This is a genomic window from Streptomyces hyaluromycini (genome assembly GCF_002217755.1).
GTDB lineage: Bacteria > Actinomycetota > Actinomycetes > Streptomycetales > Streptomycetaceae > Streptomyces > Streptomyces hyaluromycini.
The window spans coordinates 802,709-823,941 of record NZ_BCFL01000019.1; the positions used below are offsets into that span (position 1 = coordinate 802,709).

22 protein-coding genes are annotated in these 21,233 nt (G+C 70.5%); 15 read left to right on the forward strand and 7 right to left on the reverse strand.

The window, feature by feature from the left end:
- Positions 1-12 precede the first annotated feature (12 nt).
- Entirely contained in the window at positions 13-1,686 is a 1,674-nt protein-coding gene (locus SSP29_RS21480; protein ID WP_145968938.1) for a hypothetical protein, read from the reverse strand.
- Between the two features lie 127 nt (positions 1,687-1,813).
- Here SSP29_RS21480 and SSP29_RS21485 point away from each other — a divergent pair, with 127 nt between their 5' ends.
- From SSP29_RS21485 to SSP29_RS21500, 3 genes are all read left to right on the forward strand, one after another.
- Entirely contained in the window at positions 1,814-2,032 is a 219-nt protein-coding gene (locus tag SSP29_RS21485; protein WP_089102302.1) for a hypothetical protein, read from the forward strand.
- Between the two features lie 490 nt (positions 2,033-2,522).
- The gene (locus SSP29_RS21495; protein WP_089102303.1) at positions 2,523-2,786 is read left to right on the forward strand and encodes a hypothetical protein; all 264 of its coding nucleotides are present in this window, start codon (positions 2,523-2,525) and stop codon (positions 2,784-2,786) included.
- Positions 2,783-3,154, forward strand: a complete 372-nt coding sequence (locus SSP29_RS21500; protein ID WP_089102304.1) for a PIN domain-containing protein — start codon at positions 2,783-2,785, stop codon at positions 3,152-3,154. Before SSP29_RS21495 ends, SSP29_RS21500 begins: the two co-directional genes overlap by 4 nt.
- Before the next feature lie 14 nt (positions 3,155-3,168).
- Here SSP29_RS21500 and SSP29_RS21505 read toward each other — a convergent pair whose 3' ends face one another.
- Both SSP29_RS21505 and SSP29_RS21510 read right to left on the reverse strand, forming a co-directional pair.
- Positions 3,169-4,686 (reverse strand): ricin-type beta-trefoil lectin domain protein, encoded by a 1,518-nt coding sequence (locus tag SSP29_RS21505; protein WP_089102305.1) that lies wholly within the window; start codon positions 4,684-4,686, stop codon positions 3,169-3,171.
- A gap of 148 nt (positions 4,687-4,834) precedes the next feature.
- Positions 4,835-5,728 carry an RNA polymerase sigma factor SigF gene (locus SSP29_RS21510; protein WP_089102306.1) on the reverse strand — a complete coding sequence of 298 codons (894 nt, stop codon included), beginning with the start codon at positions 5,726-5,728 and terminating at the stop codon, positions 4,835-4,837.
- Positions 5,729-6,033: 305 nt separating this feature from the next.
- On the opposite strand from SSP29_RS21510, the gene SSP29_RS56055 reads away from it, so the two are divergent.
- The 6 genes from SSP29_RS56055 (at position 6,034) to SSP29_RS21540 (ending at position 11,352) form a co-directional block, all read left to right on the forward strand.
- Positions 6,034-6,429, forward strand: coding sequence for an STAS domain-containing protein (locus SSP29_RS56055; RefSeq protein WP_089102307.1), 396 nt, complete (start codon positions 6,034-6,036; stop codon positions 6,427-6,429).
- A 188-nt stretch (positions 6,430-6,617) separates the two neighbouring features.
- The gene (locus tag SSP29_RS21520) at positions 6,618-7,136 is read left to right on the forward strand and encodes an ATP-binding protein (protein WP_089102308.1); all 519 of its coding nucleotides are present in this window, start codon (positions 6,618-6,620) and stop codon (positions 7,134-7,136) included.
- 227 nt (positions 7,137-7,363) lie between these two features.
- Positions 7,364-8,065: an LPXTG cell wall anchor domain-containing protein gene (locus tag SSP29_RS21525; RefSeq protein ID WP_089102309.1), complete on the forward strand. Its 702-nt coding sequence runs from the start codon at positions 7,364-7,366 to the stop codon at positions 8,063-8,065.
- A 28-nt stretch (positions 8,066-8,093) separates the two neighbouring features.
- Positions 8,094-8,972: a hypothetical protein gene (locus SSP29_RS21530; protein ID WP_089102310.1), complete on the forward strand. Its 879-nt coding sequence runs from the start codon at positions 8,094-8,096 to the stop codon at positions 8,970-8,972.
- A 56-nt stretch (positions 8,973-9,028) separates the two neighbouring features.
- Complete coding sequence (locus SSP29_RS21535; protein ID WP_245883165.1) at positions 9,029-10,042, forward strand: hypothetical protein; 1,014 nt, start codon at positions 9,029-9,031, stop codon at positions 10,040-10,042.
- A gap of 2 nt (positions 10,043-10,044) precedes the next feature.
- Positions 10,045-11,352 (forward strand): hypothetical protein, encoded by a 1,308-nt coding sequence (locus SSP29_RS21540; RefSeq protein WP_089102312.1) that lies wholly within the window; start codon positions 10,045-10,047, stop codon positions 11,350-11,352.
- A gap of 111 nt (positions 11,353-11,463) precedes the next feature.
- Here SSP29_RS21540 and SSP29_RS21545 read toward each other — a convergent pair whose 3' ends face one another.
- Positions 11,464-12,960, reverse strand: a complete 1,497-nt coding sequence (locus tag SSP29_RS21545; protein ID WP_089102313.1) for an oligopeptide:H+ symporter — start codon at positions 12,958-12,960, stop codon at positions 11,464-11,466.
- A 488-nt stretch (positions 12,961-13,448) separates the two neighbouring features.
- Between SSP29_RS21545 and SSP29_RS21550 the strand changes: the two genes are divergently transcribed.
- Positions 13,449-14,126: a response regulator transcription factor gene (locus SSP29_RS21550; RefSeq protein WP_089102314.1), complete on the forward strand. Its 678-nt coding sequence runs from the start codon at positions 13,449-13,451 to the stop codon at positions 14,124-14,126.
- Between the two features lie 118 nt (positions 14,127-14,244).
- Positions 14,245-15,516 carry a sensor histidine kinase gene (locus SSP29_RS21555; RefSeq protein WP_089102315.1) on the forward strand — a complete coding sequence of 424 codons (1,272 nt, stop codon included), beginning with the start codon at positions 14,245-14,247 and terminating at the stop codon, positions 15,514-15,516.
- Between the two features lie 6 nt (positions 15,517-15,522).
- Here SSP29_RS21555 and SSP29_RS21560 read toward each other — a convergent pair whose 3' ends face one another.
- Positions 15,523-16,026 carry a GtrA family protein gene (locus tag SSP29_RS21560; protein WP_089102316.1) on the reverse strand — a complete coding sequence of 168 codons (504 nt, stop codon included), beginning with the start codon at positions 16,024-16,026 and terminating at the stop codon, positions 15,523-15,525.
- Positions 16,027-16,233: 207 nt separating this feature from the next.
- Between SSP29_RS21560 and SSP29_RS21565 the strand changes: the two genes are divergently transcribed.
- From SSP29_RS21565 to SSP29_RS21580, 4 genes are all read left to right on the forward strand, one after another.
- Positions 16,234-17,373, forward strand: a complete 1,140-nt coding sequence (locus SSP29_RS21565) for a 5-(carboxyamino)imidazole ribonucleotide synthase (protein ID WP_089102317.1) — start codon at positions 16,234-16,236, stop codon at positions 17,371-17,373.
- Positions 17,370-17,891 (forward strand): 5-(carboxyamino)imidazole ribonucleotide mutase, encoded by a 522-nt coding sequence (purE, locus tag SSP29_RS21570; RefSeq protein ID WP_089102318.1) that lies wholly within the window; start codon positions 17,370-17,372, stop codon positions 17,889-17,891. Before SSP29_RS21565 ends, purE begins: the two co-directional genes overlap by 4 nt.
- Before the next feature lie 21 nt (positions 17,892-17,912).
- A complete protein-coding gene (locus SSP29_RS21575; RefSeq protein WP_089102319.1) occupies positions 17,913-19,091 on the forward strand; it encodes a dipeptidase in 1,179 nt (392 codons plus the stop codon).
- Positions 19,092-19,311: 220 nt separating this feature from the next.
- Complete coding sequence (locus SSP29_RS21580; RefSeq protein WP_089102320.1) at positions 19,312-20,409, forward strand: dipeptidase; 1,098 nt, start codon at positions 19,312-19,314, stop codon at positions 20,407-20,409.
- A gap of 7 nt (positions 20,410-20,416) precedes the next feature.
- On the opposite strand, the gene SSP29_RS21585 is transcribed toward SSP29_RS21580, so the two are convergent.
- Both SSP29_RS21585 and SSP29_RS21590 read right to left on the reverse strand, forming a co-directional pair.
- On the reverse strand, positions 20,417-20,806 hold the full coding sequence (locus tag SSP29_RS21585) for a VOC family protein (RefSeq protein ID WP_089102321.1): 390 nt from the start codon (positions 20,804-20,806) through the stop codon (positions 20,417-20,419).
- A 14-nt stretch (positions 20,807-20,820) separates the two neighbouring features.
- The gene (locus SSP29_RS21590; protein ID WP_089102322.1) at positions 20,821-21,180 is read right to left on the reverse strand and encodes a VOC family protein; all 360 of its coding nucleotides are present in this window, start codon (positions 21,178-21,180) and stop codon (positions 20,821-20,823) included.
- Positions 21,181-21,233: the final 53 nt, after the last annotated feature.

Genomic DNA, 21,233 nt, shown 5'->3' on the forward strand with positions numbered 1-21,233 from the left:
CCGGACCGCGGATCAGCCCTGGCTCTTTCGCCACGCAACGAGTGCGGATCGGGCCAGGTTGCGTTCCTTCCTGCGCTCGGGCAGAAGGGCCCATCGGCTTCCGAGTAGCTTGGTGAAGTCCGAGAGCGTACTTCTCGCCCGGAGTTCCTGAAGGATCGCAGGCAATGGTGTGCCGACCAGCCCCGCATTCATGAGGGAATGTTGGTAAGCCTTGCAGACAGCCGTGAAGACGGCCACCAGGCCCTCCAGCGACAAGCCGTCGATAAGAACACCGGTGAGGGCTCGCCACTCCGCGTCTGTCATCCCGCCAAGCCGCTCGTCGTGGAGCGACAGCCACAGTCCGGGCATTCGGACCCTCTTCGCGAGATCGGTGACAAGCAGCGCGAGGAGCTGTTGCCATCGGTATTCCGATGCCACAGGGATGAGGGTGAGCACGTACGCGTCCCTGTGCGTCGCAGAGGCGTGCAGATTCTCGACTGCAGTCACGTCGTCGGGTGGGATCAGGGCCAGTACCTGAGCCACTTCGCTCTGACTGCGCGGAGATTCGAGCAGGGCGGCCAGGACGCTTTGTGGTCCGCGGGCCCGAAGACGGAATCCGCCTTCGGCCGTCTCCCAGCTGTCCGGCCAGAGGACGTGCAGCCTGGCGATGTCCCGGGGTGGCATCACTCTGCACGCCTCGGCAGCGAGGAGTTCTGCCCGTTCGGCGGCGGTGTGAAAGGAGGACGGGGTCCACTGCCTGTGCAGGGTCTGTCTGCCGAATGCCGCTACGTCGTCGACGTCCCGGACCCGGGCCACGTTCCGAACGACGTGGTCACCGTGTTGACGGTCCTCCCGATGGTCGAGCCAGGCCACGAGGTCCGAGAGCTCTTCGACGGGAAGGGTCAGTGCCGCTTCCGTGAGTTCTCGTGCGGCTTCGTTGTTCCGGCCGTTCTCCCAGTACGTCATCAACTGGTCCTGGCGCGCTGCCAAGGGCAGCGCGACGCTTCCGCCCTCGCCGGATCGTGCGGCCAGTTCCTCTTCCATGTCCCGGACCCGCGACTCCAAGTGCGCGCACCGGCGTTCGGCCTCTGCGCGCTGTGCGGTGACCTCGGCCAGTTCGGCCTTGAGACGGGCGATTTCCTCGGCACGTCCGTCCGTGTCGGCGGAACGCTGCGGTTGGGGCACGGGTGGTTCCACGTCGGTGTCTGGCGTGGGTGGCTGATCGGCGATCCAGTCCTGACGGACCTGTTCCAACTCGGCGTGCAAGTGGTAGATCTCGGCCTCCCTTTTTCCGAGGAGGTCGTGAAGCGCTTCCTGATGCCTGGCCAGGGTCGCGGCCTTGCGCTGCATCCGCTCCATTTCGTCCCGTACCGACTCGAGCTCATAGACAGCCGGGTCACACACTTGTAGAGCTGCGAGGCGTAACTGGTGGAGATTGGCTCGTACTTCAGGCTGCACGGACGTGTCATGTCGAACCTCGACCTCACGGACCAGCCGGTCGATAAAGTCCTGCGTGGCCACGCGTCGGCCGCGTAGGGAGCGCGACACCACCGACTTGTCGAGAGAGACGCGAACAGCGTAGGCGTTCTGCGACATGTGCAGAGTGTTGAACAGTGTCGTCAACGCTTTGCCGAGCGCGGCAACCTGTGGGATTTCTCCCCTCTCCAACTCTCCTGAATTCCCGGACGCGGGTGTCACATCATTCACAGGTGCCCCCTCAGCGCTGACTCTGTGTTGACTCCGGATCGGCAACCGATGCGGCTGTCGCAACGACACGGGACCCATGGACGGTGGAGGCCGAAAGGTCCCTCCCGCACAAAGGAGCCGTCGAACCATGACATCGTCCTGGGCAGCCGCGGTCATGGGCAGCCGGGTTCAACGCACGCTCATCGTCCTCTTCGCACTGCTCCCTCTGTGCGTCGTGACGCTGGCCTCCGTCCCTGCCCTGCTGCTGCTCCCCTTCTTCCCCACGCATAGCGCCCGTGCCCACGCGATCGTGCAGCAACTGATCACCTGGACGCGTACGACGCTGATCTTCAGCAGGAATCAGTGAGCGGCCGGTCGAGCGGAGCAGCCCCGGCATCGCCCGGTTGCATGGCGCGGAACGCGCGGTCGCAGCCGTCGCAGTTCTGGAGGGGGAGTGGCCGACCCGGAGCAGCGGGAGGTCGGGTTGCCGTCGGAAGGGCCGGTGGCAGCCATTCGCGCAGGCGGTATGCGAGGAGTTGGGCCGGCCAGCGGACCGCGCCGCTGGGGAGGTCACCCGTGAGGGTGCGGAGCAGGTCGGCGGCACGGCAGTGGTCGGCGGAGAGCGGGGGCGCCGGAGGCTCCCGACCGGTGCGGTGTACAGGTTTCCACGCCGTCACGGCCGCTTGCTCATCCGATCGTGTGATCCAGGCTGGCGGCCATGGCCCCGGTAGGGATTTGGAGAGGTTCTCTTCCAGGCGTTCTTTCCGGGATATCGGGCGTGCCGGGAACGCGGCCGGCTGGGTCGTGGGATGTCCGATCCTGGGCGGGGCGATGGTATTCGGTTGTATTCTCGGGGTATGAGTGACACCACGATCAAGATCAGCGAATCAATAAGAGACCGCCTCCGCACGCTGGCCGAAGAGCGTGGCATGAGCACGCGGGCGTACGTGGAGCGGGTCGTCGCCGCCACGCCGACCGAGACCGAGCGCGCAGAGCGGACGGCGCGGGCGGTGGCCTATGTGCAGGCCCACCTCCGGGAGGACTTCACCGAGGGAGACGTACGGGAAGCGCAGGAGTGGCGTGCGGCGATTGCCGAGGGGCGATTGGGGAGTCGCAGGTGATTTTTCTCGACCACACCGCTGTGCTCGCACTCTGCCGTGGTCACCGGTTGCTCTCCGGGCTGGCTGTCGTGGAGGTAGATGATCTGGCCCAGCGCGCTCACGTACCTGCCTTGTGCCTTGTCGCGGCCAGCCTGGAACGGCCCGGTGTGGCGGCGCATGTCGGAGCGCTGCCCGGGCTGGAGTTTCTTCCGCTCGACTTCGCCGGTGCGGCAGCGGTTGAGCAAGTCGTGTCCGCCGGGCTGGACTGGTCCTTCGGGCATGCGGTGTACGCAGCCTCCTCCGATCCTGCCGAGGGACAGATCCTGACGGCCGTACCGGATGCCTACAACGGCACCGGTATGTGGGTGGTGGACATCGGTAAGCCCTGAGAGGCCGGGGAAGGTCAGCCCGCCCCCGCCCGCCAGTGCTGGCCCGTGCCGTCGTTCACCGGGGACAGGGAGAGCTGGTCGGCGCCGGTCGGGGTGAGGGCCGTTTCGAGGGCGATCTCCGGGCAGATCTCGCCGTCGGGGGTCACGGTGAAGCGGAGGTTGTCGCCGTGGTCGCCGTCCACGGAGGCGCAGCTCCAGATGCCGACGCCCTTGTCGACGGAACCCCGGCTGTCCAGGCAGAAGTCGGGATCCGCGGCGGACTGGAGGACGCCCCGGGCGGTGTCGACCCGCCAGCGCTGGGTGGGGGAGGCGGAGCAGGGGGCCGTGACGACGTCGGTGCCGTTGCCGAGGTCGGCGTCGCGGATGTCCAGGCAGCGGGCGGTGGCGGCGTTCACGACCTGGGCGTAGGCGGTGCCCGGGGGTTTCGGGGTCGCGGACGGGGTCGGCGTCGCGGATCGCGTCGGGGTGGCGGACGGGCTCGGGGACGGACTGTGCGACGGTCTCGCGGGGCTGGGAGACGGCGAGGGGGAGACGGTCGCCGTCACTGTCACCTGCACCGGGGGAGTGGCGGCCGCCGGGGGCCGGGTGTGCGGGGCCGGGCGGTTCAGCAGGAACAGCAGCAGCGGTACGAGGGCCACGCCCAGTGCCGTCGAGGTGAGCAGGAGGCGCCGGGACCGGAGGCGGCGCTCCCGGGGCGGGGCGGCGCCCGGGCCGGGTTCGGTGGGAGGCGCTGGTGTGATGCCGAGGCGTACGTACGCCGTTCCGGCCCACGGCAGCAGGCCCTCCGCCAGGGTCTCGCGCGGGGCGTCCCGGAGCGCGGTGAGGTCCTCGAACGCGGCCGTGCAGTGCGGGCAGCGGGCCATGTGCGCGTGCAGGTCGGGGCTGTGGCGGGGGTTCTCCGGGCGGACCGACTCCTCGATCAGACGGCGGAAGTCCGCGCAGCGGGGGTCGTCCGAGGCGGCCAGGCGGGTGCGCAGGCAGGCCTGGGCCAGGGACTGGAGGGCGGGCGGGGTGTCGTACCGGACGTCCTCGGGGGTCAGGCCGAGGTAGGTGGCGGTCCGTTCGGCGGGCTCCCGGTCCAGTACGCCGTACCAGACCAGGCCCTGGGTGCGGGACGGCAGGGACTGGAACGCAGGGAGGAGGGGCGGGGGCGGGACACCGGGGGTACCGGGGATGCCGCGGGTGCCGGAGGAGTTCAGGACCAGCAGGAGGGTGGGGTCCAGGGCGGCGGAGCGCTCGTCGTGCGACCAGTCGGCGGCCAGCCGGGCGGTCAGCAGGAGCAGATGGTGGCGGAGCGGTACGACCGGCTCGGCGCCGTGTGCGATCTCGCGGGCGGCGGTGCTGAAGGTCTGCGTGGCAAGGCGGCGGGCCGCCGCGTCGCCGGTCGTACAGAGGCGGGCGTGGCCGAGGACCGCGGGGTGGTGGCGGGTGCGGAGTTCCTGGAGGGCGGGGTAGGCGGTGGGCGCGGGGGCGCGCAGGAGTTCGGTCAGGCGTGCGTCCGGGGGCGGGTCGCCCTGGATGTCCTGGACCATGGTGCACCCCTTCTCGCGGGCCGTCCTTCCTGACGTACCGGCCAGTTTGGGGTGTGAGTGACGCTGTGGGGGGAGCTTTGGCCGAAGACGCTGCCGGCCGGGGCGGAGGGATCCCCGCCGCCCCGGCGGCGGGGCGGGCCGGCCGGGGCTATTCCTCCAGGGTCAGCGCCCTGCGCAGGTGCACGAGGGTGCGGGACAGCAGGCGGGAGACGTGCATCTGGGAGATCCCGAGTTCGTCGCCGATCTCCGACTGGGTCATGCCCGCGACGAAGCGGAGGGAGAGGATGGTGCGGTCCCTGGGCGGGAGTTCGGCGATGAGGGGCTTCAGGGACTCGATGTACTCGATGCCCTCCAGGCCGTGGTCCTCGTAGCCGATGCGGTCCGCCAGGGCGCCCTCGGACTCGTCCTCCTCGGGTTGTGCGTCCAGGGAGGAGGCCGTGTAGGCGTTGGACGCCGCCATGCCCTCGACGACCTCGTCGGCGGAGAGGCCGAGACGTTCCGCGAGTTCCGCGACCGTGGGGGCGCGGTCCAGTTTCTGGGCCAGTTCGTCGCCCGCCTTGGCGAGGTCGAGGCGGAGCTCCTGGAGGCGGCGCGGGACGCGTACCGACCACGACGTGTCGCGGAAGAAGCGCTTGATCTCGCCGATGATCGTCGGCATCGCGAAGGTGGGGAACTCGACGCCGCGGGAGAGCTCGAAGCGGTCGATCGCCTTGATCAGGCCGATGGTGCCGACCTGGACGATGTCCTCCATCGGCTCGCTGCGGGAGCGGAAGCGGGAGGCGGCGAACCTGACCAGCGCGAGGTTCAGTTCGACGAGGGTGTTGCGGACGTACGCATACTCGTGCGTGCCTTCCTCCAGCGACTCCAGCCGCTCGAAGAGGGTCTTGGACAGGGCTCGCGCGTCGACCGCGTCGACCTCGTCGTACGGGGGGATCTCCGGGAGTCCGAGTCCCGCGAAGAATCCCTCGATGGCATCCAGTGGTTCCGGTGGGGGTGTCGACGTCGCGGTCGGGGTATGCGAGGCGTCGAGCCGGGGTGACATGGTGTCCTCCATCGTTCTCGGCAATGAGGCTGCCGAAGCCGTGCGTGCACTGCGGTGTGCGGCGCCTCCAAAGCCGGCCGTGTCGGTTGCGTGTCCCTACTAGCCCTACCCGCTCCGCCGAGCCAGTCGCAAGTCCGTTCTATTATCATATGTTCCGTTTCGAGAGGTTGTTCGGGTGTCGGGTTGCGTGCAGAAGGCGTAATGTTCGAGGGCGTCGCCAAGGCGTTCGGCGGACATGGGTGGGCATCGTCGGACATCGGTCGGACGGTGGCAGAAGCGGTCACGACCTCGGGAGAGAGACGGCAATGGACCACGGGACGGTCGGCAGCGCACAGTCGGGCCGGCTGCTGGTGGAGGTGCGGGAAGAAGGCTCCAGCGCCGTCGTGACTCCGGCGGGTGAGCTCGATCACCACACCGCCGACCTGCTGCGCGAGCCGCTCGACGATCTCCTCGACAAGGGGTTCGCGCGCCTTGTCGTCGACTGCTCACGACTTGAGTTCTGCGACTCCACCGGGCTGAACGTGCTGCTCGGCACCCGGCTGCGGGCCGAGGCCGCCGGGGGCGGGGTGCACCTCGCCGGGATGCTGCCCGTCGTCGCCCGGGTCTTCGAGATCACGGGGGCCGAGGCGGTCTTCACCGTCCACGACTCCGTCGAGGCGGCGCTGGCCGACGAGGACGGCGCGGCCGGCGGCACGGGCTGAGCCCCTGCCGGCCCGGCGTCCGGAACCGGGGGGGGTGTTCCCGGGGATCGCTCGGGCAGGAGAGATTCTGGATCTGCCGGCGTCCGACCCGGCCACGTCCGAGCGGAGCGCGCCGACCGGCCCGTACGAAACTGCAGCAACGCGAACTTTTGAATCGTGAACCGGTGAAACGGTGAGGTGAAGCGCTGATGAGCACCACCCGGCCTTACCCGCCGGGCGACCGCGGCCCGGAGCCCAGCGGCGCTTCCGGGATGTCCGGGGAGGCGGCGTCCGACGAGCCGTCCGCCTCGACGGGGGGTCGTCAGGTCCGCAGGCTGCGCCTGCACGGCGAGAGCGGGGTCGTACCGCTCGCCCGCGACTTCGCCCGCCAGGCGCTGTACGCGTGGGGGTGGCTGCCGGCCGCGACCGCCGACCGCAGGGCCGCCGCCGAGGACGTGCTGCTCGTCGTCTCCGAGCTCGTCACGAACGCGTGCCTGCATGCGGAGGGGCCGGACGAGCTGTTCCTGGCCTGCGACCGGAAGGTGATCCGGGTGGAGGTGTCCGACCGGGGGGCCGGGCAGCCGGCGCCGCGGACGCCGCATCGGGCGGGGCGGCCGGGGGGGCACGGGATGTTCATCGTCCAACGGCTGTGTCTGGACTGGGGGGTTGTGCGGACGCCGGGGACGGCCGGGAAGACGGTGTGGGCGGAGTTGGGGGCACCAGCCTGACGGCTGCCCAAGGGGTTGCCGCCGTGTGCCGGTTCGCGGCTGCGGGTTGTCGGTGGCTGGTCGCGCAGTTCCCCGCGCCCCTTGCGGGGCGCTTCAGTCGGGGGAACCTTCGAGCTCGCGTATCCCCACACTTCCGCCACGCCCTTTCTCTTCCCTCCTCTTGAGCCCCGGCGTACCTTGACGGCCGAATCTGATACCTCGTCAGTAGCGAATGGGGTGGACCGACCGTGTCGTCGTACCCGAAACGTACCGCCGTGCTCGCGTCCGCCGCCGCCCTGGCCGGGTCGGCGGTACTGCTGGCCGCCCCGGCGGCGCACGCCACCGTCGTGAACGTCAACTACCAGTGCAAGACGCCGATCGGCGAAAAGAGTGCCGTCTCCCCGATCGACATCACCGGCGTCAAGAGCGGCAGCGGCTACAAGATCACGATGTCCTGGCAGAAGGGCGTCTCCTCCAGCCCCGTCGAACTCGGCAAGGGCGCCATGAGCCCGAGCGCCACCATCAAACTCGGCGGCGCCGACAGCGGGACCGTCAACGTCACCGGCGCCGCCAACCAGGCCGCGATCCCCGCCAACACCCCCATCAAGATCAACGACTTGAGCGGCACCTACACCCCGGAGAAGTCCGGCAAGGTGACGTTCACGGCGGGCACGCTCACCATCAAGGCGCTCGGTACGACGACCACCTGCACCCCCACCAACAACCCCGGCCCGTCCCTGACCCTGGACGTGACCGCGGCGGGCGGCGGTTCGAGCAGTTCCGGCAGTTCCGGATCGTCGTCCGGCAGCACCGACTCCGGAGGCACCCTCCCGAAGACCGGCCCCGAGGACTCGTTCGTCGCCCTCGGCACCCTCGGCGGCACCGTGCTGCTCGCGGGCGCGGCCGGCACGCTCTGGCTGACCCGGCGGAACCAGACCGTACGCCGCTGACCTCCGGGTCCGACCGCTGGAGCCGCCCATGCCGTCCGCCCAGACCGTTGTCCGTGCCCTCGGTCTCACCGCGCTGACCCTGCTCGCCACCGTCCCACGCGCGTCGGCGGCCACGGGCTGGTCCCTCGCGCCCGCGGGCGGCGGCCGCCCCTCCTTCTACGCCGAGGGCGTCCCCGGGGCGGTCCTCCAGGACACCGTGTCGGTGACCAACCCCGGCGGGCAGCCGGTCACGGTACGGCTGACAAGCACCGGCACCGGCACCGGCACCGGCACCGGCACCGGCGTCCCCGTCACCTTCGCCGAGCCGCGCGTCCGGGTCCCCGCCCGCACCCGCGCCGACGTCCCCTTCACGGTGACCGTCCCGACGGGCGCGGCACCCGGCGACCGCTCCGGCACACTCGTCGCGCAGGACGCCGACGGCCGCACCGCCACCGTCCGTATCCGGCTGCGCGTCGGCGGCCCCGCGCTCTCCGCGCTGACCGTCGAACACGTCGCCGTCCACGGCGACCGCATCACGTACGAGCTGGTCAACCGGGGTACGACGGTCCTGGTACCGAAGCTGGCCGTGCACGCCGAGGGAGTCTTCGGCCGCGACCTCCTGGACCGGGCCCCGCGCACCCTCCCCGTCCGCCTCGCCCCCGGCAGCCGCACCGCACTCAGCGAGCCCTGGCCCGGCCACCCGGCCCTGGACGCGGTCGACGTCCGTCTGACGGCGACGGCGGCGGATGGTGCCCATGACACGGCGACCACGCGGGCACGGTTCGTGCCCTGGGGTGCGGTGGCGGGGACCGCGGGCGCGCTGACGGCAGGCGCTGCCGTGACGGTCGTACGACGGCGTCGGCGCCGTGCCGGCCACGCGGCCGAACCCCTGTCCACGAAAGCCGAGTTGACGGGAGCGGTGAGGTGAGGGTGCGGGTGTTCCTGATACTGACGGCGGTGTTCTCGCTGTTCCTGGCGGCGCCCATGGCGGCAGCCGCCGACGGGCCGACCGTCAAGGTCTCCAAGTCCCAGGCCGGCACCGGCGGTTCGGTCACCGTCAGCGGCACCGGCTGGCGGCCGCACACCCTGCTGATGATGCTGATCTGCGGCCAGTCCAGCCCGTCCCGGGGCGTGATCGGCGGCACCAACTCCTGCGCCAACGCCGACGGACGGGCCGTCACCACCGACGCGAACGGCGGCTTCGGCAAGCAGCTCCCGGTCGCCGAACCGCCGGTCCCCTGCCCCTGCGTGGTGCACGTGGCCACCGTGACCGGCGCGACCGCCGACGCGGACGCCGCCTTCAAGGTCGCCGGACACCCCGTCAAGGCCCTGCCCGCCGAGTCCACCGGCGGCCGCCTGTCGATGCTCACCGACACCCGCCTCGACGGCTCCTCGGGCCTGCTGACCTGGTTCGGCGCACCCCCGGCCCGCACCCTCGTCTTCACCATCGGCAACGCGGGCACCTCCACCCTGAAGGACCCCGTCTTCCAGGTCGGCACCGCACACGGCGTGTTCGCCCCGCAGTGGGACGAGCAGCAGTGGCACGGCACCCTCGCACCCGGCAAGAAGGCGCAGATCAGACTGCCCGTCGAACTCTCCGCCGGGGCGCACGGCGACTACGACGTCTCTCTCAGGTACGAGGGCAAGACCCTCGCCGAGCAGCCCTGGGGCGTCGGCCGCCCCTGGGGCGTGACCCTCTTCTGGCTCCTGCTCTGCGTGGTCGTCCCGGCCGCGGTCTTCCGCATCGGCATGGCCGTGGTGGACCGGGTACGGCCGCCCCGCGCCGGCGGCATCCGGCACCGGGGAGTGCCCCGCCCGGTCTTCCGCGTGCCGGGCCTGCGCGCCCCCGAGCCCGCGCCCTCGACGGCCTCCACCCCCTCGACCCTGCCGTGGTTCACCCCGGACTCCGATCCGGGCGCGACGGCCGGCCGGCTCTCCGCACCGCACGACGACAGCTCCACGAGTCCCACGACTCCGACGACGAAAGGACCCACGTGATCATGCGAAGGAGAGTGACACCGGTACCGGCCAGAGCGGGCGCGGCGGCGGCCGCCCTGGTCCTCGCCGGGGCGGGCGCCCTGCTCGGCGCGACCGCGGGGACCGCCCAGGCGGCCGAGGTGTCGTACGCCACCCACTGCGTACCGCCCGCGGGGGTCGCCGACCCGGTCGACGGGACCACCAAGGTCGAGATCACCGCGCCCGCCACGGCGAAGGTCGGCGAGACCGTCGACATCACCTGGAAGTTCGTGCAGGCCGCGTCCAAGAACCCGGACATCATCGTCATCGAAAAGAACAAGGTCCAGCCGTCCGGCACGCTCAAGGCGGCCGGCGCCCAGACCGCCGACATCGCCATGCAGGGGCCGCGCGAGAACCCGGAGATCCCCAAGGGCGGCGACATGGTGCTGTCCGACATGACCGGCACGCTGAAACTGACGTCGCCCGGCGAGGTGACGCTCACGCCGGACGCGTACACGGTCAACGCGTACGGGACGGACACCGTGTGCACGCCGACGGCGACGGTGCCGAAGGCGGCGACCATCGAGGTGACCGGAACCGGTTCGAGCGAGTCGGCGAGCCCGTCCGACAGCACCTCGGCCTCGGCGTCCCCCTCCGACTCGGCGTCGGCGTCTGCCTCCGCGTCCACGTCTGCCTCCGCCTCTGCCTCCGCGTCCGCGTCCGACGGCACGGGCAGCGGCCAGACCGACTTCACGGGCAAGGAGGTCAAGATCCCCTACGCCTGCAAGACGCCCCTCGGCGACAAGAGCGCGACCTCGCCGGTGCAGATCAACGCCAAGAAGGACGGCGGCAGCTTCGACCTCACCGTGAAGTTCAACGGGTCGGTGATGGACAGCCCCGCCCCCATCCCGGCGGACTCGGTGAAACCGTCGATGGAGGTCGTCCTGGGCGGCGCCGACAAGGGCACGGTCCATGTGGAGGGCCCCACCAACTCCTCCGCGATCAAGACCGGCGACCCGATTCAGATCCCGGACCTGACGGGCACCTACAAGCCGGGGGCGAGCGGCGAGTCGACCCTGTCGCCGGGCGTCCTGACGGTCGAGGCCCTCGGTACGACCACGACGTGCACGCCGACCAAGACGGCGGTCTCCCTGACCCTGGACACGACCGAGCAGGCGAGCGGGGCGTCGGGTTCGACGACGTCGGGCGGCTCGTCGAGCAGTAGCGGTGGACTCGCAGAGACGGGCGACAGCAGCAATGGGGCACTGAAGGCACTGGGCCTGGTGGCAGGAACGGCGATTCTGCTGGGCGGCGCGGTCTTCACCTTCATGCCTCGAAAGAGGACGAGGTAATCGACTCAGGGGCGCGGGGAACTGCGTGATCAACCCCCACGCGCCGTTTGCCGACAACGCAAGAGGGCCACCCCATTCACAAGAATGCGGTGGCCCTCTGTCAGAAGACGATCAGTGAACGTCTCCCATGAGCTCCCGGACCTTCTTCCGGTACATCCACACCGCCGCACCGGCAAGCACCGCCAGCGCCGCCTGGAACGCCACGATCCCCGTCTTGTTCAGGTCGACACCCGCGATGGACAGCAGACCGGTCGTCGCGTCACCCGCGGTGACCGCGAGGAACCACACGCCCATCATCTGGGACGCGTACTTCGCCGGAGCCATCTTGGTCGTCACGGACAGACCCACCGGGGACAGCAGCAGCTCACCCACGGTCTGCACGAAGTAGATCCCGACCAGCCACATCGCCGCGGCCTTGTGCCCGCCGTCCGCGATCGACAGCGGCGCGAGGAACAGGAAGAACGACGCACCGATCAGCACCAGACCACCGGCGAACTTCACGGCCGTGCTCGGCTCCTTGCCGCGCCGCGCCATCGCCAGCCACGCCCAGGCGAACACCGGCGCGAACGCCATGATCATGACCGGGTTGACGGACTGGTACCAGGAGACCGGGAAGTTCCAGCCGAAGATGGTGTTCTTGGCGGACGCGTCGGCGAACAGGGAGACGGTGGAGCCACCCTGGTCGTAGATCATCCAGAAGACCGCGGCGGCCACGAAGAACCAGATGTACGCGCTCATCTTGCCCTGATCGGCGCGGTCCAGGTCCTTGTCCCGCTTGATGCGGGCGATGACGACGACCGGGATCAGCAGACCGGCGATGGTGATCGGGACCAGCAGCCAGTTCAGCGTGTAGACCCCGGAGACACCCACGACGAGGTAGAAGACGGCGGCGACGCCCGCCCACACCGCGGCCTTGGTCAGCGTGGCCTTCTTCTCGGCGTCCGACAGCGGCGTCGGGACGATGTCCGAGCGCGAGCTCAGGTGGCGCGTGCCGAGCAGGAACTGGGCGAGACCCAGCGCCATGCCGAGCGCGGCCAGCGCGAAGCCGATGTGCCAGTTGTAGTTCTCACCGACCGTACCGATGACCAGCGGCGCGGCGAACGCGCCCAGGTTGATGCCGATGTAGAAGAGCGTGAAGCCACCGTCACGGCGCGGGTCGTCCGGACCGTCGTACAGGTGGCCGACCATCGTGGAGATATTGGCCTTCAGCAGGCCTGAGCCTATGGCGACCAGGCCGAGGCCCGCGAAGAAGGTGCCGGAGCTGGGCAGCGCCAGCGTCAGGTGGCCGAGCATGATGATCACGCCCGCGACGGCGACCGTCTTGCGGGGGCCGAGGACGCGGTCGGCGAACCAGCCGCCCGGCAGGGCGAGCAGGTACACGAGCGACAGGTAGACGGAGTAGATCGCCGTCGCCGTGGCCGCGCTCATGTGCAGGCCGCCGGGAGCGACCAGGTACAGCGGGAGCAGGGCCTTCATGCCGTAGTAGGAGAATCGCTCCCACATCTCGGTCATGAAGAGAGTGGCCAGTCCGCGGGGGTGGCCGAAGAAGGTCTTCTCGGAACCGGGGGTGCCCGGTCGGACCGAGTCCTTCGTCAGGCTGGACGCCATGGTCGTTCCTTGCTGGTCGGAGCGCGCGGTGGGGCTCTGCGCGCCCGTGGGGGGAGCGGCCGGCACCGGCGGGTCGGACCGTCCATCCCACGCCCAGGGGAGTCCGCCCCGGGTCGCGGAGCGGCGGACGGCGACCACCGGGATCCACGCCCCGTGACGCTGTGTCGCGTCCGGAGCCCGGCCAGAGGTCATTCCTTTCAAGGCTGGCAGGCCAGCCCGCACACAAAAGAGACCTTCAGCGCGACATGCCCACCAAAGGTCACCGGGTGTACTACAGGCGTTCACGTCACTGTACGTCAGGACACTGCCGGATATGGAAGGACTTGAGACAGGGATCACAGGTGTCGGTGGAACCTCGCACCCGGTTTCGAAGGTCCCTCCTACGATCGCACCTTTCGCCCATAGGTTCGTACCACTGTGCCCCAAGGTAAGAATCCCTGGTGCCGATCACACTCCAGTACTGCGCGTAATCGGACTACCATCACCCCATGACCCGTGTACTGCTCGCCGAGGACGACGCGTCCATCTCGGAGCCGCTGGCCCGCGCACTGCGCCGGGAAGGTTACGAGGTCGAGGTGCGCGAGGACGGACCCGCCGCGCTCGACGCCGGAATGCAGGGCGGCGTCGACCTGGTCGTGCTGGACCTCGGGCTGCCCGGCATGGACGGCCTTGAGGTCGCGCGTCGGCTGCGTGCCGAGGGCCACGCCGTGCCGATCCTCATCCTGACCGCGCGGGCCGACGAGGTGGACACCGTCGTCGGTCTCGACGCGGGCGCCGACGACTACGTCACCAAGCCGTTCCGGCTCGCCGAACTGCTGGCCCGGGTGCGGGCGCTGCTGCGGCGCGGTGCCGCGGAGCCGGCGCAGCCGCCGGCCACGCACGGGGTGCGGATCGACGTGGAGTCGCACCGGGCGTGGATGGGCGACGAGGAACTCCAGCTCACCGCGAAGGAGTTCGACCTGCTGCGGGTGCTGGTGCGGGACGCGGGGCGGGTCGTCACGCGGGACCAGCTGATGCGGGAGGTCTGGGACACCACGTGGTGGTCGTCGACCAAGACGCTCGACATGCACATCTCGTGGCTGCGCAAGAAGCTCGGCGACGATGCGGCGAACCCTCGGTACATCGCTACCGTGCGTGGTGTCGGGTTCCGGTTCGAGAAGAGCTGAGTGCGGAGCGCCGTGGGTGGTACATCACAGTGTGCGACTGGCCGTCGTGTGTGGCTGGTCGCGCCCACGCGGCGGAGCCGCAAATATCAACGTCCCGCGCCCCTGAAGGGGCGCTGAAGTGCGGCGGCGTCTGATTCAGTCCACCCTCGCCGTCGTACTCGTCGTCATTGCCGTGTTCGGTGTCTCCTTGGTGATCGTCGAGAGTCGGACGATCAGCAACAGCGCCCAGGACCGCGTCGACTCCGAGGCCCTCCGGCTCGCCAGCATCGTCGACAGTCGGATCCTCGAGGACGAGGACGTCACCGGCGAGATACTGCGCAGTCAGGTCGGCAAGGACCAGTACGCCGTCATCCGGATCCCGGGCAAGCCGCCTATCGAGCTCGGGGTCAAGCCCGAGGGCGATGTCATCCACTACACGGCCGACGGTGAGGAAGGCGAGACGGTCACCGTCCAGGAGCCGCGGTCGACCGTGACCCGGGAGGTCGGCCGTACGCTGCTGATCATCGGGGCCGTCGCGCTGCTCGCCGTGATCGCCGCCGTGCTGCTCGCCATCCGGCAGGCCAACCGGCTCTCCTCCCCGCTCACCGACCTCGCCGAGACCGCCGAGCGGCTCGGCTCGGGCGACCCGCGGCCCCGGCACAAGCGGTACGGCGTCCCGGAGCTGGACCGGGTCGCCGATGTGCTGGACTCCTCCGCCGAGCGGATCGGGCGGATGCTGACCGCGGAGCGGCGCCTGGCCGCCGACGCCTCCCACCAGCTGCGCACCCCCCTGACCGCGCTGTCCATGCGGCTTGAGGAGATCACCCTCACCGACGACCCGGACACCGTGAAGGAGGAGGCGAACGTCGCGTTGACGCAGGTGGAGCGGCTCACGGACGTCGTCGAGCGGCTGCTGACGAACTCCCGCGACCCGCGTACCGGCTCCGCCGTCTCCTTCGACCTGGACGAGGTCATCCAGCAGCAGCTCGCCGAGTGGCGGCCCGCCTACCGCAGCTACGGCCGGGCGATCGTCAGCTCCGGCAAACGGCATCTGCGGGCGGTGGGCACGCCGGGCGCGGTGGCGCAGGTGCTGGCCGCGCTGATCGAGAACTCGCTGATGCACGGCGGTGGCACGGTCGCCCTGCGGACCAGGGTGACCGGCAACCAGGCGGTGGTCGAGGTGACCGACGAGGGTGCCGGGGTCCCAGCCGACCTGGGCAACCGCATCTTCGAGCGGACCATCAGCGGCCGTAACTCCACCGGGATCGGGCTGGCCGTCGCGCGTGACCTCGCGGAGGCCGACGGCGGCCGTCTGGAGCTGCTCCAGGCCCAGCCGCCGGTGTTCGGCCTGTTCCTGTCCCGCACGCCGCCGCCGCACAAGCCGGACGACGACCTGCCCATGGTCCGCTGAGGCGTCCTAGCGGACCTGCTGCCTGGGCTTCTCGGTGTCGGCGGCCCGCTCCAGGATGGCCTCCGCGTCCGCGACCGTCTCGCGGGCCGGCAGCGCCTTGAACACCCAGGTGCGGTAGGACCAGAAACGGAACAGCGTCGCCACGCCGATGCCGACGAACTTGAAGACGTTGCTCTGCAGCGGGCTGTCCCAGCCGAAGCCGTAGGTGGCGAGATACAGCAGACCGTTCTCGATCACCAGGCCGACCGCGCTGAACAGCAGGAACAGGGTGAGTTCCTTGGTGCGGCCGCTCTTCTCGCGGTCCCGGTACGTCCAGTAGCGGAAGCCGAGGTAATTGAAGACGATGGCGACAACGGTCGCTATGACGCTCGCCCGTACCACCGGCAGGTTGGTGACGTGCCGGACCACGTTGAACACGCCGAGATTGACGAGAATGCCGGCCCCGCCGACCGCGCCGAATTTGGCGACCTCGCGTACGAGCCGTTGCAGCCCCGAGGAACCACGTTCCATGGTTGTGCTGGCTCCCGTCCGTAGGTATTGGCGACCCAGCCACTCTAACGACCCAGTATGTCCCGCGCCTGTGGATGGCGACACAGGTCGGGAACGGCTTGGAAAGAGCACCGGAAAAGCGGGGCAAGAGGCGGCGAAGCGACAGGTAAGAGCCCTGGTCGAGGGCGCGGAAACCAGCCACCCTGGCGCGGCCGATACCCTAAGGGCGTGACGTTCCCGGTAGTCGGCATGGTCGGCGGGGGTCAGCTCGCTCGTATGACACACGAGGCGGGCATCCCGTTGGGCATCAGGTTCAAGCTCCTCAGTGACACCCCTCAGGACTCGGCGGCCCAGGTGGTGAGCGATGTCGTCATCGGCGACTACCGCGACCTGGACACGCTGCGTGCTTTCGCGCAGGGCTGCGATGTGATCACCTTCGATCACGAGCACGTCCCCACCGAGCACCTGCGGGCCCTGGAGGCGGACGGCATCCCCGTGCGCCCCGGTCCCGACGCGCTGGTGCACGCCCAGGACAAGGGCGTGATGCGGGCGAAGCTCGACGCGATCGGCGTGCCGTGCCCGCGGCACCGCATCGTGACCGACGCGGAGGACGTGGTCCGCTTCGCCGCCGAGGGCGACGGCTTCCCGGTCGTCCTCAAGACGGTCCGCGGCGGCTACGACGGCAAGGGCGTGTGGGTCGTGGAGACGGCCGAGGAGGCCACCGACCCCTTCCGGGCCGGCGTGCCCGTCCTCGCCGAGGAGAAGGTCGACTACGTCCGCGAGCTCGCCGCCAACGTCGTACGCTCCCCGCACGGCCAGGCCGTCGCCTACCCGGTGGTCGAGTCCCGGCAGGTGAACGGCGTCTGCGACACGGTCATCGCCCCCGCACCCGATCTCGACGAGTCCCTCGCGCTGCAGGCCGAGGAGATGGCCCTGCGGATCGCCAAGGAGCTGGGCGTGGTCGGCCACCTGGCCGTCGAGCTGTTCCAGACCCGCGACGGCCGCATCCTCGTCAACGAACTGGCGATGCGCCCGCACAACTCCGGCCACTGGAGCCAGGACGGCGCGATCACCAGCCAGTTCGCCAACCATGTGCGGGCGGTTCTCGACCTGCCCCTGGGCGACCCGCGGCCCCGCGCCAGGTGGACGGTCATGGTCAACGTCCTGGGCGGCGACTACCCGGACATGTACTCCGCGTACCTGCACTGCATGGCCCGCGACCCCAAACTGAAGATCCACATGTACGGCAAGGACGTGAAGCCCGGCCGTAAGGTCGGCCACGTCAACACCTACGGCGACGACCTGGACGACGTTCTTGAGCGCGCACGTCACGCTGCCGGCTACCTGAGAGGCACGATCACCGAATGAGCCCTGTTGTTGGCATCGTCATGGGTTCGGACTCCGACTGGCCCGTCATGGAGGCCGCCGCGAAGGCCCTCGACGAGTTCGAGATCGCCTACGAGGTCGACGTCGTCTCCGCGCACCGCATGCCGCGCGAGATGGTGACGTACGGCGAGCAGGCCGCCGAGCGCGGCCTGAAGGTGATCATCGCGGGTGCGGGCGGTGCCGCCCACCTGCCGGGCATGCTCGCCTCCGTGACCCCCCTCCCGGTCATCGGCGTGCCCGTCCCGCTGAAGTACCTGGACGGCATGGACTCCCTGCTCTCCATCGTGCAGATGCCGGCCGGCGTCCCGGTCGCCACGGTCTCGGTCGCCGGTGCCCGCAACGCGGGCCTGCTGGCCGCCCGGATCCTCGCCGCCCACGACGAGGACCTGCTGCAGAAGATGCGCGACTTCCAGCAGGACCTCAACGACCAGGCCACCGAGAAGGGCAAGCGGCTGCGGGCCAAGGTCGAGGGGCCGAGCGGCTTCGGCTTCGGCAAGTAGGACTCCGGGAAGTAACACGCAATGACGTCCCTCGATGAAGCCCGGTCCCTGCTGCGCGAGTTCCCGGTCGTCGACGGCCACAACGACCTGCCGTACGCACTGCGCGAGCAGGTCCGCTACGACCTCGACGCCCGTGACATCGCCACCCACCAGAACGCGCATCTGCACACCGACATCCCGCGTCTGCGCGAGGGCGGGGTGGGTGCCCAGTACTGGTCGGTGTACGTCCGCTCGGACCTGCCGGGCGCGGTCCCGGCGACCCTCGAACAGATCGACTGCGTACGGCAGTTGATCGCCCGTTACCCGGCCGACCTGCGGGCCGCGCTGACCGCCGCGGACATGGAGGCGGCGCGCGCGGAAGGCCGTATCGCCTCTCTCATGGGTGCGGAGGGCGGCCACTCCATCGACAACTCGCTGGGCACCCTGCGCGGTCTGTACGAGCTGGGCGTGCGCTACATGACGCTCACCCACAACGACAACAACGACTGGGCGGACTCGGCGACCGACGAGCCGAACGTGGGCGGTCTGTCGGCCTTCGGCCGCGAGGTCGTGCGGGAGATGAACCGCCTGGGCATGCTGGTCGACCTCTCCCACGTGGCGGCCACGACCATGCGCGCCGCCCTCGACACCAGCACCGCCCCGGTGATCTTCTCCCACTCCTCCTCCCGGGCGGTCTGCGACCACCCCCGCAACATCCCGGACGACGTCCTCGAACGCCTCTCGGGCAACGGCGGCATGGCGATGGTGACGTTCGTGCCGAAGTTCGTGCTCCAGGCGGCGGTCGACTGGACGGCGGCAGCCGACGACAACATGCGCGCCCACGGCTTCCACCACCTCGACACCACCGAGGACGCGATGAAGATCCACCGGGCCTTCGAGGAGAGCCACCCCCGCCCGATCGCCACCACCGCCACGGTCGCCGACCACCTCGACCACATGCGCGAGGTCGCCGGCATCGACCACCTCGGCATCGGCGGCGACTACGACGGCACCGCCTTCACCCCCGACGGCCTCAGCGACGTCTCCGGCTACCCCAACCTCGTCGCCGAGCTGCTGGACCGCGGCTGGTCCAGGTCCGACCTGGCCAAGCTGACCTGGCAGAACGCGGTCCGGGTGCTGGGCGCGGCGGAGGACGTGGCCCGCGACCTCCAGGAGACACGCGGGCCGTCCAACGCGACCATCTCCGACCTGGACGGCTGATCGACCGATCGTGAGGGCGGGGCAGCCGGCGCGGCCGGCCGCACCGCCCTCACGCGTGGAGCGGCACGACCGGGTACCGCGGCCCGGCGGGGGACGCGGCCCGGCGGGGGACGCGGCGTACCCCCGAACGCCCCATCCACCAGGAACCCTCCCGGGCAGGCGTGCGACGGTGGGCTACAGCCCCTTCACGACGTAGGTCACGCGACGTACGGAGCCCTTCATGGCCGACCTCCAGCACGACATCCACACCACGACCGAGGTCGGCAGGGAGGACTGCCTCCCGGACGACCCGTTTCCGGTGGAGTCCGGCGCCGCGTTCCTGGAGCGGGCCCACGCGCTGCTGGAGGCGCATCCGGTCGCGGACGGCTACAGCGGGCTGCCCCGGGCGCTCGCGCCGCTGCCCTGGTACGACCTGGAGCTGGGCGAGGCGGCCGTGGACACGGACGTGCCCCGGCTGCGCGAGGGACACGTGGGCGCGCTGTTCTGGTCCTTGCAGGTGCCGGAACGGGAGCGGGGCGAGCGGGCCGTCGGGGCCACCCTGGAGCAACTGGACCTGGTGCGCCGGGTGGTCGAGGCGCACCCGGAGGGGCTCCGGCTGGTGCGCACCGCCGGGCAGGTCATCGACGCCCGCAACTGCGGCCGGGTCGCCGTGGTGCTCGGCCCGGCCTCCGCCGCCGCCCTCGACGACTCCCTCGGCATCCTGCGGGTCCTGCAGTCCCTGGGCCTGCGCGTGCTCTCCCTGGCCGGTGCCGCCTGGGCGGGGGAGAAGGGGCTGACCCGGTTCGGCGAGGAGGTGGTCCGGGAGATGAACCGGCTCGGGGTGCTCGCCGACCTGTCCGGCGCCCCGGAGGCCACGCTCGCCCGGGTGCTCGCGCTCTCCAAGACACCGGTCCTGTGCACCCGCTCCGCCGCCGCGGCCGTACACCCGCACCCCGCCAACCTCTCCGACGACCTGCTCGCGCGGCTGGGGGAGCAGAGGGGCGTGTGCATGGTGCCGCTGGCCGCCGAGCAGACCGGGCCGTCCGTGCCGGACGTCGCCGACCACCTCGACCACGTCCGCGTGGTCGCGGGCCCCGAGTGCGTCGCCCTGTCCGGCACCTACGACTCCGGCGTCGCCCACCCCCGCGACCTCGCCGACACCTCCCGCTATCCCCACCTGATCGCCGAACTGCTCCGACGCGGCTGGTCGGAGACCGAGCTGTCCCAGCTGACCTGGGGCAACGTCCAGCGAGCCCTGCGCAGCGCCGACTTCACCGCCCGGGCGACCCAGCGACGCAGGGAATCGACCCCGCCCCGGCCGGCCGACGCCGAGGCCTGACCGGCGGTCAGTCGATCCGGCAGAGGCAGAACGGATGCCCGGCCGGGTCGGCGAACACCCGGAAGTCCTCCGCCACGGGATCCGCCTCCCGTCGCAGCAGCCGCGCCCCCAGCGCCAGCACCTTCTTCTCCGCCGCGTCGACGTCCGCCCACGTCGGACCCGCGTCGATGTCGAGATGGAACTGCTGGGAGTTGCGGTCGGCCCGCGGCCACTCGGGCGGCGTGTACGCCTCCGCCAGCTGGAACCCCAGCCGCAGCCCGTCCGGCAGCCTCAGCACGACCCAGTCGTCCTCCTCGGTCACCAGGGAGCCGCCGATGACGTCGGCGTAGAAGGCGGCCAGCGCACGCGGGTCGGGACAGTCGAGCACCACGTTGCGCAAGCGGGCGACGGACGCCATGGGTCCTCCCTCTCTCAGCAGGCACAGAGACAGAAAGGGTGCCCGGCCGGGTCGGCGTACACACGGAAGGTGCGTGAACGGTCCGCCGCGTCCAGCGGTTTCGCGCCCAGCTCCAGCACCCCCTTCTCGGCCGCGTCCAGGTCGTCCACCACCAGGTCCAGGTGGAACTGCTGCGAGTCGTCGGGCGCGGGCCACTTCGGCGCCACGAAACCCGGCGCCTTCTGGAACGCCAGCGCCTGCCCGCCGGGCACCGCCAGGTCCACCCAGTCCCCGTCCCCCTCGACGCTGCCGCCCAGCACCCCGGCGTAGAAACCGGCGAGCGCGGACGGGTCGGGACAGTCCAGGACGACGACACCGAGCTTGGCGAGAGCCATGAATTCCTCCTCGAAGGCGGAGTTACCTGTAGAGCCGGTCAATCAGTAACTTC